This window comes from Agrobacterium sp. (genome assembly GCF_059499945.1).
Genome location: NZ_JCABZP010000014.1, coordinates 556,049 through 569,083 on the forward strand (window position 1 = coordinate 556,049; position 13,035 = coordinate 569,083).

Annotated in this window: 11 protein-coding genes; 3 read left to right on the plus strand and 8 right to left on the minus strand. The window is 58.3% G+C overall.

Annotated elements, in window-relative coordinates:
* Window positions 1–203: 203 nt before the first annotated feature.
* Window positions 204–1,157, plus strand: coding sequence for a 4-hydroxybenzoate octaprenyltransferase (gene ubiA, locus AC5I5B_RS14400; protein WP_080865853.1), 954 nt, complete (start codon window positions 204–206; stop codon window positions 1,155–1,157).
* A 76-nt stretch (window positions 1,158–1,233) separates the two neighbouring features.
* On the opposite strand, the gene AC5I5B_RS14405 is transcribed toward ubiA, so the two are convergent.
* Complete coding sequence (locus tag AC5I5B_RS14405; protein ID WP_003503226.1) at window positions 1,234–1,800, minus strand: DUF6101 family protein; 567 nt, start codon at window positions 1,798–1,800, stop codon at window positions 1,234–1,236.
* 368 nt (window positions 1,801–2,168) lie between these two features.
* Between AC5I5B_RS14405 and AC5I5B_RS14410 the strand changes: the two genes are divergently transcribed.
* The gene (locus AC5I5B_RS14410) at window positions 2,169–4,607 is read left to right on the plus strand and encodes a DUF1217 domain-containing protein (RefSeq protein ID WP_111833692.1); all 2,439 of its coding nucleotides are present in this window, start codon (window positions 2,169–2,171) and stop codon (window positions 4,605–4,607) included.
* A 53-nt stretch (window positions 4,608–4,660) separates the two neighbouring features.
* Here AC5I5B_RS14410 and AC5I5B_RS14415 read toward each other — a convergent pair whose 3' ends face one another.
* On the minus strand, window positions 4,661–5,611 hold the full coding sequence (locus AC5I5B_RS14415; protein ID WP_020010502.1) for a LysR substrate-binding domain-containing protein: 951 nt from the start codon (window positions 5,609–5,611) through the stop codon (window positions 4,661–4,663).
* A gap of 203 nt (window positions 5,612–5,814) precedes the next feature.
* Between AC5I5B_RS14415 and AC5I5B_RS14420 the strand changes: the two genes are divergently transcribed.
* Entirely contained in the window at window positions 5,815–6,108 is a 294-nt protein-coding gene (locus AC5I5B_RS14420) for a YjiS-like domain-containing protein (protein ID WP_060722940.1), read from the plus strand.
* 164 nt (window positions 6,109–6,272) lie between these two features.
* Here the strand turns inward: AC5I5B_RS14420 and AC5I5B_RS14425 are convergent, their stop codons facing one another.
* The 6 genes from AC5I5B_RS14425 to AC5I5B_RS14450 form a co-directional block, all read right to left on the minus strand.
* Entirely contained in the window at window positions 6,273–7,646 is a 1,374-nt protein-coding gene (locus AC5I5B_RS14425; RefSeq protein ID WP_111833691.1) for a glutamate--cysteine ligase, read from the minus strand.
* Window positions 7,647–7,764: 118 nt separating this feature from the next.
* Window positions 7,765–8,502: a 16S rRNA (uracil(1498)-N(3))-methyltransferase gene (locus tag AC5I5B_RS14430; protein WP_162686159.1), complete on the minus strand. Its 738-nt coding sequence runs from the start codon at window positions 8,500–8,502 to the stop codon at window positions 7,765–7,767.
* Window positions 8,503–8,516: 14 nt separating this feature from the next.
* Window positions 8,517–10,025, minus strand: coding sequence for an inorganic phosphate transporter (locus AC5I5B_RS14435; protein ID WP_060726040.1), 1,509 nt, complete (start codon window positions 10,023–10,025; stop codon window positions 8,517–8,519).
* Window positions 10,026–10,186: 161 nt separating this feature from the next.
* Window positions 10,187–10,627: an NUDIX hydrolase gene (locus AC5I5B_RS14440; RefSeq protein WP_035212549.1), complete on the minus strand. Its 441-nt coding sequence runs from the start codon at window positions 10,625–10,627 to the stop codon at window positions 10,187–10,189.
* A 299-nt stretch (window positions 10,628–10,926) separates the two neighbouring features.
* The gene (locus AC5I5B_RS14445; protein WP_099085626.1) at window positions 10,927–11,673 is read right to left on the minus strand and encodes an HAD family hydrolase; all 747 of its coding nucleotides are present in this window, start codon (window positions 11,671–11,673) and stop codon (window positions 10,927–10,929) included.
* Window positions 11,670–13,016 (minus strand): glycosyltransferase family 4 protein, encoded by a 1,347-nt coding sequence (locus AC5I5B_RS14450; RefSeq protein WP_162266766.1) that lies wholly within the window; start codon window positions 13,014–13,016, stop codon window positions 11,670–11,672. Before AC5I5B_RS14450 ends, AC5I5B_RS14445 begins: the two co-directional genes overlap by 4 nt.
* Between the last annotated feature and the right edge of the window lie 19 nt (window positions 13,017–13,035).

Genomic DNA, 13,035 nt, shown 5'->3' on the forward strand with positions numbered 1-13,035 from the left:
CCAATCCGCGTTCGACGTCATCCTCGGGCTTGACCCGAGGATCCATTGATTTCAACGGGTTGTGGATCCTCGGGTCAAGCCCGAGGATAACGTCGGTGAGGTTTTCGCTTTGCCGGTGGCGTGTTGCAATCCGCCAAGAACCGCGCATCTTTGCACTTTGAAATCCATTCCGATTTTCCCGCCGATGCTGTAGAACCATCCCTATGGTTCACCACAGCGATTTGTCAGACCGCGTTTCCGACGCGCCATCCAACAACTGGGTCTATCGGATTTTGCCGAGGTCCCTCTGGCCCTATGCGCAGCTTGCACGATGGGATCGCCCCATCGGCTGGCAATTGTTGATGTGGCCGTGTTTCTGGTCCGCGGCCCTTGCGGCCAATGTGGCGGTGGCAAGCGGCGGCTTTTCCTGGGCGACACTGATCTGGCATCTGGCGCTGTTCTTCATCGGGTCGGTGGCGATGCGCGGTGCGGGCTGCACCTATAATGATCTGGCCGACCACAAGATCGACATGGCCGTGGCGCGCACCCGTTCGCGGCCGCTGCCTTCCGGCCGCGTGAGCCGGATGCAGGCCAAGGTCTTCATCGTCCTGCAGGCGCTTGCCGGGCTCGTCGTGCTTTTGCAGTTCAACAGTTTCGCAATCGCGACCGGCATATTCTCGCTGGTCTTCGTGGCGATCTATCCCTTCGCCAAGCGCTTCACCAATTGGCCGCAATTTTTCCTCGGCCTTGCCTTTTCCTGGGGCGCGCTGATGGGCTGGGCGGGACAGTTCGGATCGCTCGCCTGGCCGGCTGTCCTGCTTTATGTCGGCTCCATCGCCTGGACGATCGGTTATGATACAATCTACGCCCATCAGGACAAGGAAGATGACACCGCGGTGGGCATCGGTTCGACCGCCCTGCTGTTTGGCGAGAACACACATCGCTGGCTGGTTTTCCTTTATGGCACAGCACTTGCCATGATGTTCCTGTCGTTCTGGATGGCGGACGTTAACATCATTGCCTATAGCGGCCTTGCCGCTGCCGCGCTCATGCTGTTCCGCCAGGTCTGGGTGCTCGATATCGATGACGTGGACCAGTGCCTCGTGCTGTTCAAATCCAACAACCGCGTCGGCGTGCTGATTTTCGCAGGCCTGATCCTGCCGCTCCTGCTGGCGTAAGCCGTGAAAACACGGAATGAAAAAGCCCGGTCGCGTCATCCGCGCCGGGCTTTTTGATTTGTCTGGCTGAAGATTATCAGCTGCGGGCGATGATTTCCTTGCCCTCGATCTTCATGCTCATGCCGAGCGAACCGGTGGAGCGGCGAACGAGGAAGCGGGGACGGCGTTCCGCGAAATAGGAATGGCGGCGGCGCGGACGGGTATTCTGGGTGCGCACCTTGCCGAGATGTTCTTCCAGCGGACGGGCAACGCCATCGGCTTCCACCATCAGCATGGGAATGCGGTAGGCTTCAGACCAGCTGCGCCAGTCGGCGGCGATATCGCAGAGATCGTGAGCGACGAGAAGCGGAACGCAGAGATCCGGATCGTCATGGTGCAGTTCCAGGGTCACCGTCACCTGTCCGTCGCCATGGTCGATGGCGCGGGCGGCAACACCCTTGAAAGCGCGGGCAGGCAGGGCGAAGGACAGAGGCAGGCCGGAAGAGGACAGAACCTTTCGCAGAACGGCGCCCCGTTCATCGAGAGTGACGGCGACATCGGTCGCGCCATTGCCTTTTCCATAGGTGACCTGTTGCGGAAAACGTGCCGGGTCGAGTCTGAGAGTGGCGACGGCCCAGTCGGGCTTCAGAACGGTCTTGGTCATGTTTATTCTACCCTTGTTTTACCTGAGAGCCGGTTTCCGGTCTTCTCATCGGGACTTTTCGTCCTCTGATGTCGGGAGAATATCCGCCGCATGTTCGAGACTGCTTAAAAATCGCGGTTAAGAAAACTTTGCATTCCCAAATGGTTAGCAAAACACACTGTGGCATGGTTTCGCTTAGGTAAAGCAGATCGAGACAATGCGGTTTTTATCCCGATCGGAATTGTGCTCTTTCAAGCTACGGGCAAGGCGCGTCATGCATAGTCATGCCAAGGCTTGCCGTGCGTCCGGATGGGCGCGCGATGGGTGGTTCAAAACCGGAGCTTTTGGTGTCCCCCGAGGGGATGCGCTGTGCTCCAGAGGGCATACGGATGGTATCGACTTATCTCAGCTACGACCTCATCAACCGCGATATGAAGGCAAGCATCTCGCGCGTGTCGCAGCAGGGGCTCGTGGAGCGGCAGACGAAATATTACAAGGAAAACATCGGCAATGTGAAAAGCGTCGATGAATTCCTCGATAACTACCAGCTTTATTCCTATGCCATGGATGCCTTCGGTCTGGGCGAGATGACCTATGCCAAGGCCTTCATGAAAAAGGTGCTCGACAGCGACCTGAACGACCAGAACAGCTTCGCCAACAAGCTGACCGACGAGCGTTATCGGGAATTTGCCGCCGCCTTTAATTTCAGCTCTTCGACAAAGACCGTGCAGACAGACGCACAGCTCGACAAGATGATCGGGCTTTATGATACGTCGATCACCAATCTGAACAGCAGCCTTGCGGAAGAGACACGTTATTACAAGGCAATCATCGGCACGGTGACGAATGCCGACCAGCTGCTGCGCAACGACCGCACCCGCGCCTATATCTTCCAGGTCTTCGGCGTCGATGAGAAGACCTATTCTTATGCCCATATCAAGGGATTGATGACGAGCGACGTCAACGATCCCAATAGCTACATCAACCAGAAATACGGCGCGGCCTATAATGACGCGGTCGAAAAACTGACGATGAAGGGTAATATCGAACTGTATGCGCAGGTCACCACCCGAATTACGGCCATCGATACCGAACTTGCGGGCACGGGTCTGACAAACGAAGAGCGCACGAAGCTCGAGGCGGAAAAGGTGACCCGCCAGGACCAGCTGACCCAGCTTGAGGCCGTTTTGCCACCGAAGGATGAGTGGGAGGCGAAGCTTGCGGCGATCAAGGCGGAACAGACGACGCTGTCGAACACCGTCACCCAATATAACAAGATGGCGCAGATCGCTAACGCCTTCGAGTTCAAGAATGACGGCACGGTAACTGCCGGCGGGGCACAGACGGCGGACAATCTGAAAGCCATCACGGACTCCTATATCGGCAGCGCAGCGCGTGTGACGCCGACCGTCGCGACGCTGAACCGCGATTACTTCGAATCGAAGATTGGTTCCATCACGACAGTAGAGGAACTGATGTCGGATGCGCGGCTTGTCAATTACATCAGAACGGCTTTCGACCTGAACGACCTGACCATCGTGCCGGCAACGATCAAGAACATCCTCACAAGCGATCTCAGCGATCCGAACAATTACATCGCGACCATGGGCAAGAACGACAAGCGTTACCTCGCCCTGAAAAACGCGTTCAACTTTCTACCCGACGGGACGCTCGCGGCCGGCACGACGCCGCAGACAACGACACAGACCGCGACGACCACCAGCGGTTACATGACCCATTACAATGATGCGGACGAGGCAGCTGACGCAAAGGCGCTCACGCTGTTCAAGAGCAGCATTGGCAAGGTCACAAGCGTCAATGATTTCCTCGGAACCAATGCGGTGTATACCTATGCGCTGAAGGCCGTCGGCCTCGATCCCGCCAAGGTGAACATTTCTGATATCCAGAGGGTGCTGACCAGCGACCTTCAGGATAAGAAGAGTTACGTTTATACGCTGAAGGACGATCGGTATGTGAAGCTTGCCGAACTCTTCAACTTCACCAAGGACGGTTCGGTCGGTGCACCCATTCTGGCGCAGTCGGAAATCGAGCTGCAGACCATGTCGGCCGACTACATCAAGAAGAAATCGGCTTTCGGTACTGCTAAGGACAAGGAAGCCGCCACGAGCGAGGCGAAATATTTCTCGGGCGAAATGCAGAAGATCAAGACGCTCAGTGAATTTCTGGCCAATGACCGCCTGACCAAATTCGCGATGGAATCGCTCGGCATTGACCCCACGAGCGTGACGAAAGAACAGCTGCAGAAGATATTCACGTCAAATCTTGATGACAAGGACAGCTACGTCAACAAGGAGATGGATCCGGTCTTCCGTCGCCTCGTCACCGCCTTCAATTTCGACACGGACGGCAAGCTCCTTCATGAAGACCGCAGCCTGATCCAGACCCGGCGCGGCCTCTATGAAACGCTCGACAATTATCTGACCCAGACGCTGGAAACGCAGGCGGGCGAAGAAAACGCCGGCGTGCGACTGGCGCTCTATTTCAAGCGCATGGCGGCCGGGACGACATCCTATTATTCGATCCTTGCCGATACCGCGATCCAGAACTTCATCAAGACTACCTTCGGCATTCCCGATGAACTCGGTAATGCCGGCGTCGATACCCAGGTGGCGATGATGAAGAAATATTTCGACATCAAGGATTTTCAGGACCCGGATAAGGTCAAGAAGCTGATCGCCCGTTTCACCATCATGTACGACAATCAGCAGAACGTCGCCGATCCCATCATGACCCTGTTCAATGGCAGCGGCTCGGTGGGTATCAGCGGCGATACGTTGCTGGCGGTCGCGACGCTACGGGCACGATAGCTCGAAAAGAGGAAGGCCGGACATGTCCGGCCTTTGCCATACCCACTATCCCCTCACCACCCCGGCAGCATATGCCCGGCGCGCAGGCGCGGCATCTTGGGGTAGGTCTTCACATCATTGTCCATCTCGTCGGCAACGCTCATCGGCGAGATATTGTCGAGGCAGGCGGTGATGTGGTCGGTAATGGCATTCACCAGCGAAGGCGAGAGACCGGGGCGTTTCATCAGGCCGATCTGCACCGGCGGCAGCGGCGGGAAACCATCGGCGGCAGTCAGAACCTTCATGCCGGTGCGCAGCGCCGATTCCGGCAGCACCGAGACGGCCATACCGGCCAGCACGGCGGCGGCGACCACGGTGGAAGACCAGCTGGTAAACAGTACCTGATAATCCCGCCCATCGGCATCGAGGGCCGAACAGGCGAGCTGACGCCAGTGGCAGTCGCGCCGGCCCACGGCGAGCGGCACCGGCGCGTCATCCTTCAGCGGATGGTTGGCGGAGGCCACCCAGCAGAGCGGTTCAGTGCGCACCACATCCGAAGAGCGCGCGCGTGGATTATGGGTGACGAGGGCAATATCCAGTTCCCCGCGCGCCATTTTTTCGGCCAGGCTGACCGAGGGTTCGCAGACGATATAGAGCTCGACATTGGGGTGAGTCTTGGCAAAACGCCCGATGATCTCAGGCATGTAGCGGTCGGCATAGTCATCAGGTGTGCCGATGCGCAGCGTGCCTTCCAGCCTGTTGTCGTCGAAGGCGGCGATTGCCTCGTTATTAAGGCGGATGATGCGGCGGGCGTAATTCATCAGTTTTTCGCCCTCCGCCGTCAGGCGGTTGCCGCGCCCGTCCTTGGCGAAAAGCTGCTTGCCGATGCGTTCCTCAAGCCGGCGCATCTGCATGGAGACGGCGGATTGCGTCTTGAAGACGCGATCTGCGGCCTTGGTGAAGCTGCCCGTATCAACGATGGCGATGAAGGTGTGCAGCTGGTCTATGTCGAGAGGTGCGGACATGGATGGTCATCCATCAGAATGATTGATGCCTCACATTAGAAACATTCGTTGGACTGATCAATAGTCTTGCGACATTTTGACACCAAGCAAATCAATATCAACCCCGGGCCGACGAGATGTCGAGCCCTCAACCCGAGGCAGCTTCTCGCGCGTGGTGCGCCGGGAGCGGTGCCGCATCGTGCCGTTACGGAAGGATAAGTGTCATGCGCACGGCAGAACGGAGAATGGAACTGGAACTCGCAACCGGCAGGGAAAGCGATGCGCTTCGTCGCCTCGTTGTCGGTGTTGCTTCGACCGTGAAAACCTTTCTGCAGCGCATCTATAACCGTATCTGCGCCAATGAGCTGACGGAACTCGATGACCGCCTGCTTGCGGATGTCGGCCTGGTGCGATCGGATGTGACGAACGCGCTCAATACCGGCCTTTTCGATGACCCGACCGCCCATCTGACCCGGGCTGCACAGCTACGCTCGGTCACGCGGTTTGAGGCGCTCTAAGTTTTGTTCGCGCAACTCTGGCAGACCTCCAGCTGCCGGAACTGCTCCGAGCTGAAAAGTTTTCCCCGCAGGGTGATTTGCCAATAGCCCTGCCTTTGCCCGGTGTCAGGCCCCTCGGCCGCGCCGGGCTTTTTTAATGGCGGTGCAGCTTTAGTGCCAATGCCTCAATATTGATATTCCTCGAAGACCGGCAGCACCGAACCGCCCCAGCGGCCATTATAAAGCGCAAGCAGGTCTTCGGCGAGGGTGGTCTTCTTGGCCAGAACCTCATCCAGCGAGGACAGGAACACGGTCTCATCCTGGCCTTCGCCATTCAGGCGTTTGCGGTTTTTCAGGCCGGTGCGGGAAATGTCGAGCACCTCACGGGCGATGCCGAGGAGTGGCTTGCCGGCGATCTCTGCGGCCAGACCCTTGGCCGGTACGGCGTCGCGTAGCGCAATGACCTCATCGAAACTCCAGCCGGCCGTCAGTGCATCGGCAGCATCAAGCGCTTCCTGATCATAGAGAAGTCCGACCCAGAACGCCGGCAGGGCGCAGATGCGCCTCCACGGGCCGCCATCCGCACCGCGCATTTCGAGGAAGCGCTTCAGGCGCACATCCGGGAACAGGGTGGAAAGATGGTTCGTCCAGTCGCCCATTGTCGGCTGCCACTCGGCGATTTCGCCCTTTAGCGCGCCATTCATGAACTGACGGAAGGTGACATGGGTGCAATCGTGATATTTGCCGTCGCGCACGATGAAATACATCGGCACATCAAGCGCCCATTCCACATAGTCCTTGAAGCCGAAGTCATCTTTGAAGGTGAAGGGCAGCACGCCCGAGCGGCGATTGTCGGTGTCGCGCCAGATATCGCCGCGCCAGGAGAGCAGACCGTTCGGCTTGCCTTCGGTGAAGGGCGAAGAGGCTAAGAGCGCGGTTGCCAGCGACTGCAGCTTCATGGAAACGCGCATCTTCTGGCGCATGTCGGCTTCAGAGGAGAAATCGAGATTAACCTGAATGGTGCAGGTGCGGTACATCATGTCGAGACCTTTGGTCCCGACCTTCGGCATATAGCGCGTCATGATCGCGTAACGCGATTTCGGCATATGCGGCGTTTCGTCATAGCTCCACAACGGGCTGCCGCCGATGCCGAGGAAACGAATGCCCATCGGCTCGGCCACTTCGCGCACGGTCGCCAGATGCTGATTGGATTCCTTGCAGGTCTGATGCAGGTTTTCGAGCGGCGCGCCTGACAGTTCGAACTGGCCGCCCGGCTCGATGGAGATGGCCCCCATGCCGTGCTGTTCGCCAAGGCCGATGATGTTCTCACCGTCCATGATCGGCTCCCAGCCGAGCTTTTCCTGCATGCCCTTCAAAAGGGCCGAAATGCTGGCTTCGCCGAAATAGGGAACGGGACTGTTATCCTTGCGGAAAAAGGCGAATTTTTCGTGTTCGGTGCCGATGCGGAAATCGGCTTCAGCTTTGCAACCGCCTGCCAGATAATCTGTAAGCTCCGTGACGGAGGAGAGGGGTGTCTGGTCGGTCGTGTCGCGTGCCATGGCTTACCTTGTTATGACGTCTCTGTTACGGCGAGGCATATGATTGGCAGATAGGGCCGGATCGTATCCGGAGGCAAATGAATTTCTTTTAAAGATGCATGAAGCGCAATGGTGCCTCTCAGTTCCAGTCGCCGATAACAGCCTGAATGACTGCAAGTGCGGCGACGGCGGCCGTATCGGCCCTCAGGATTCGCGGCCCGAGCGGAATGGGGGTAACGAAGGAAAGGCCGCGCAGAAGCTCCCGCTCCTCTTCGGAAAATCCGCCTTCCGGGCCGACCAGCAGGGCAATTTTGCGTTCCGTGACGGATTGCAGGATCGGCAACGGATTTTGCCCCGCATCGCCTTCGTCGCAATAGATGATGCGCCGGTCGTGAGGCCAGGACTCGAGCATGTCCTTCAGTTTCACAGGTTCGGCCACGTCGGGCAGGGACAGTATGCCGCACTGCTCGGCGGCCTCGATGGCGTTGGCGCGCAGCTTTTCGGTGTTGTGAATCTTGCCCTGAACATGCTGCGTCATCACCGGCTGCAACAGGCCGGCGCCCATTTCCACCGCCTTCTGCACCAGATAGTCCATGCGCCCGACTTTCAGCGGCGCGAAAAGATAATGCAGGTCAGGTGCGTGCGGCTGCGGACGTGTCTGCTCGAGGGGAACGAGCACGATCTTCTTGCGGCTCGGAAAGGTAAGTCTCGTTTTCCATTCGCCGTCACGCCCGTTGAACAGCAGGATTTCCGCGCCGTCGGTCATGCGCAGCACATTGGCGAGATAGTTGAACTGTTCGGTTGTTGCCTCCTGCGCGACGCCTTCGGCAAGATTGGCTTCGATATAAAGGCGTTGCATCCGGAAATTAGCGCGCATGGAATTTTTCGGTTTTAGAGAAAGAGGAAGGACATGAGCCAATAGAGCAGCGCTGCAAGCGTTGCACTTAAGGGAACGGTGACCAGCCAGGCGGCGATGATCGTCATGAAGTGGGAGCGCCGGACGAGATAACGGCGGCGCACCTCGGAGGGATTGTCGGCATATTTTTGGGCGCGGCGGATTGTCTGGCCGGCTCCCGCCTGAACGAGCTCCTGCCGCCGCCGTGACGATTGCGTATACCATTCACGGAAGAAGCCAACGCCGAACACCGCGCCGATGGCGGTGTGGGTGGTGCTGACCGGCAGGCCGAAGCGCGATGCAACGAGGACAGTGAGCGCCGTGGCCACGGAAACGCAAAACGCGCGCATCGGATTGAGCTTGGTGATCTGTTCACCGACGAGGCGGATGAGGCGCGGGCCATAAAGAAGAATACCGCAGGAAAGCCCGAAGGCGCCGACCAGCATCACCCACAGCGGTGCGCGGGCGGAGGTGCTCACCGCCTCATCATGCAGGGCGCGCACGATGGCCACGACAGGGCCGATGGCGTTCGAAACGTCATTTGCCCCATGCGCGAAGGACATCAAGGCGGCGGCGAGAACGAGCGGCCATTGGAACAGGATTCGAAGCGACTGGTTGCGGTTCTCCAGCCCTTCCGATTGTTTGTGGATGATCGGCACACAAAGCCGCCACGCCACAAGCCCGGTCACCAGCCCTATGAGGCTGGCATGGCCAAGCGACACATGCATGAGCTGCCGCAATCCGACCCAGATGAGATAGGCCATGAAGACGCCCGCCATCAGGCCGATGAGAACCGGAACCCACAGCCGGGCCGAGCCGATCTTGTCTTCGCGGTAAATGATGAATTCCTTGATGAAAGCAAGGATGGCGACGGCGATGAAGGCGCTGATGAAGGGTGCGAGTACCCATGCGAAGGCGATGCTGCCGAGCGAAAGCCAGTCGACCGCTTTCGCCCCATAGGCGGCCATTCCGGCGCCCGCAACCCCGCCGACCACCGTATGGGTGGTGGAGATCGGCGCTCTTGTCCAGGTCGAGATATTGACGAGAAGGCCGGCGGCGAGAAGCGCCGACAGCATCGCCCAGGAAAAGGCGGTCCTGTCGGGGATGGTCTCGACGTTGATGATGCCGCTGGAAATGGTCTCCACGACATTGCCGCCGGTGATCAATGCCCCGGCGATCTCACAGATGGCGGCGACGATGAGCGCAACGGCAAGCGGCATGGCCTTGGCGCCGACCGCCGGGCCGACATTGTTCGTCACGTCATTCGCGCCGATATTGATGGCCATATAAGCGCCGATGGCGACGGCGGCGATGATGATGACGGCACCCGCAGTGCCCGTGACGAAAGCGCCCGCGAAGACCGCCGCGAGGACAACGAACATGAACCCCGCGCCAAGGCCGGCAAGCTGCTGCGTGACGTGCAGCGTCGCCTCTTCGACACGGGTGAACTTGTCGAGATCCTTGTCGAGCGTCGGCTTCATGTTTGATGGCGGCTTCGTTGCCATTCACACCTCGTTTGCCAGCATTCCCTTTCGTCCGGCAGCGTCGCAGGTTGAAGGCAATTTACAGAAAGACTGTTACATCTCGCACATCTTTCCAAAAGGAAAGACGATAAAAGCCATGTTGGAAAAACAAACTGCACATTGCCACATCAGGGGCGGGCGCGCTATTTCGAATGCGCCATCCGCTTGTCGAAAGCGAGCATAAGCGCCTTCAGTTCCGGCTCGTTGACGCGCTTGCCAGCTTCTTGCGGACTGACCCATTCCAAACGTCTCGATTCCTTCTCGGGAAAGCTTTCCTGCATTTCCGAAACTTCGAGCAGATGCACCTGCACCCTGCATGGCACGTTGACGCCGCTGTTCAGCTTTTTCTCGTAGTCGTAATAACCGAAGGGCGCCTTTTCCACCGTGCCTTTGACACCGGCTTCCTCATAGGCTTCCTGCTCGGCCACCGCATGGGCCTTCTTGTTGGCCATCGGCCAGCCCTTGGGAATGACCCATCGGCCCGTATCCCTGCTGGTCAGCAGTAAGACTTCCGGCCCCGGATTTTTTTTCGACAATCGATAGCACAGCGCCGCATATTGCTGTCGCGGCGGTCTGCGCAACATCAAGCCAACATCTGTCGCCAATCGATTCAAAATCTTCAATCCGAATAAATCCTCTTTGCCGGGTAGTGATAATTGCTAATATAGAGATGCCGCAGATTCCGCCAATCCCCCTTTACCCATAACCCACTACTGTCTTCATGCTGATGAAGCCTTTGGGCGCAGGGGATGTGGTAGATTTGCGAACAAAGTTCTGACCGGGCGGTTCCCCGCAGCCGGACAGCCGATGCGGTAATACTCTCTCTGCCTGCCTTCAAGCCATTCAGAATGCAAAGCCGCTATGAATTGTGGTCGGGGCTGCTTTAATCAGGGGTTATACCCCAGTGCCGGAGGCCCTCGACCACACCGTCCGCTTCTCTCGCAGCCGCGTGAAAAAAGCGTGTTTCCTGATGTGCCAGCGAGACAAGCTCCGGCAGGGCATTGCCGACGATCACGCCGCGAATATTCTTCAACTCGAACATCGCCCGATCATTGCCAGTATCGCCCGCAACCACTGATTCGTCGAGGCCGATGCGTAATTGTCCACATAACCATGTGAGCGCTGCGCCCTTGTCCGCGGCTTTCGGCAAGATGTCAAGGTCGCGATCGCTGGAGTAGACGAGACGGGCGTCGATATCAGCCGCTACAAGCGCTGCTTCGATCTCCCCGAGCGCGGCGTCATCGGCGTCATGCAGGAACCAGCTCGATTTCAAGCCGTGCTGATAACGCTCCTCCTGCATCGTCACACCCGGCAGGTCGGCCATCACCTCGGCGATCTTTTGCGGGTCGAAACCGGTGCCGAGGGAATGGGTATAGGCGCTTTCCAGCTCGCTGCGCGCCTTCGCGTGCAGCATGGTGCCGACGCCGCCGATGATATAGTCCGGCTGCGGCAGCGGCACGTCTTCCAGAAGGGTAAGCTGGTCGTCGATCAGCCTGCCGCTGTTGAAAACGAGAACAGGGCGCTGATCGTCCGGCAGCGACTGCCAGAAATCGCGGAACCGGCGCGTGGCGTCATTATTGCCGACGACGGTTCCGTCGAGATCGGTGGAAAAAAGACGAAGTGGTTTCAATCGCCGTCGTTCCATGGTTCTGCCCAGTCGGCTTCTTCCAGAACCGGCATCATGGTCCTGCCTTCCACAAGGGCGAGCAGCTGCTGGGCAATGCCGGTCCAAGTGAACAGGCTGCGCGCCTTGTGTGCCCCCATGCGGGAAAGTCGCCCGTAAAGCCGCTCATGCTTGAAGGGCTTCATCATGGTGATTCCGAGGTCTTCCTTGTCGAAAGGATCGGCAAACAGCGCATGGCGGCCATAGCTCACGGCCCGGAACAACCCGCCATGGATGGTGACAACGGTTGGCGTTCCGCTCGCCATCGCCTCGATCGCGGTCATGCCGAACGGCTCATAGCGGCTGGAAAGCACGAAAAGATCGGCGGCGCGATAGATATCCGGCAGGTCTTCATCCGCGACATAACCGGAAAACGCGACCTTGTCTTCCAGGCCGAGCGCTTTCACCCGCTCCTTTAGCTGGTTGAGGATCGTGGTTTCCTGTTCGTCCATATTCTCACCGCCAACGGCGAGATGCAGACGGGCTTCCGGTTCACGCTCCGCAAGAACGGAGAAGCCGTCGATCAGCAGATCATAACCCTTGTTGGTGGCGAGCCGCCCGAGCGCCAGCACCACCTTGCCCTCGAAGCCGAAACGCTGCCGGATCATCTGCCGCGTCGCATCCGAAACCGGGAAGAAACGGTTGTCGTCATAACCCGGCGGGATCATGTGGATATGCTTGCGTTTTTGCCCGTAATCCTCAATCAGCACGTCGAGCTGTACCGGAGTGGTTGCGATCACCATGTCGCAGCTGCGATAGATGATAAGCTCGTGCTGAATGCGTTCCCTGAAGTTGAATTCCAGTTCGAACGTATCGGCCTTTTCCGGATAGTCGGTCTCCATCTGGCGCTTCTTCCAGATGCCGAGCGAATGCGGCGTGTGCAGATGCGGGATTTTGAGCGCTTCGGAGAGCCTCTGGCCTGCCACGCCGGCGTCCCAGTAATGGCTGTTGATGAAAGAATAATTCAGGTCGTTCTTCTTGATGAAACGCAGCGCGTTTTCGCACCATTCCATCAGGTGACGGTGGAGATATTCCTTGGGAATGAAATCGCGCCCGCCGCAGGGAATGCGCACCACACGGACGCGCTCGTCAACCTCATCGAATTCCGGCTGGTCTTCGAAACGGCGGGTATAAAGATCGACGGTGTAGCCGAGCTGGCCGAGTTTGCGTGCAAGCTCAAGCACATAAACCACCTGTCCCCCGGTATCGGCCGCGCCAAGTGGCGGGTGCGCGGCGACATAGCCATGCGTCGATATGAGAGCTATCCGCGGATAGCGTTCAGTTTCGCTCGTGGTTGTCATGGGTCCCATCTTGGTAAATTTTTCCAAT

Bases quoted from the DNA above. Each gene is read 5' to 3' on its own strand.
- AC5I5B_RS14420 (WP_060722940.1), top strand. From the start codon at position 5,815: ATGCGCACGGCAGAACGGAGAATGGAACTGGAACTCGCAACCGGCAGG.
- AC5I5B_RS14410 (WP_111833692.1), top strand. From the start codon at position 2,169: ATGGTATCGACTTATCTCAGCTACGACCTCATCAACCGCGATATGAAG.
- AC5I5B_RS14415 (WP_020010502.1), bottom strand. From the start codon at position 5,611: ATGTCCGCACCTCTCGACATAGACCAGCTGCACACCTTCATCGCCATC.
- ubiA (WP_080865853.1), top strand. From the start codon at position 204: ATGGTTCACCACAGCGATTTGTCAGACCGCGTTTCCGACGCGCCATCC.
- AC5I5B_RS14435 (WP_060726040.1), bottom strand. From the start codon at position 10,025: ATGGCAACGAAGCCGCCATCAAACATGAAGCCGACGCTCGACAAGGAT.
- AC5I5B_RS14430 (WP_162686159.1), bottom strand. From the start codon at position 8,502: ATGCGCGCTAATTTCCGGATGCAACGCCTTTATATCGAAGCCAATCTT.
- AC5I5B_RS14405 (WP_003503226.1), bottom strand. From the start codon at position 1,800: ATGACCAAGACCGTTCTGAAGCCCGACTGGGCCGTCGCCACTCTCAGA.
- AC5I5B_RS14450 (WP_162266766.1), bottom strand. From the start codon at position 13,016: ATGGGACCCATGACAACCACGAGCGAAACTGAACGCTATCCGCGGATA.
- AC5I5B_RS14440 (WP_035212549.1), bottom strand. From the start codon at position 10,627: ATGTTGCGCAGACCGCCGCGACAGCAATATGCGGCGCTGTGCTATCGA.
- AC5I5B_RS14425 (WP_111833691.1), bottom strand. From the start codon at position 7,646: ATGGCACGCGACACGACCGACCAGACACCCCTCTCCTCCGTCACGGAG.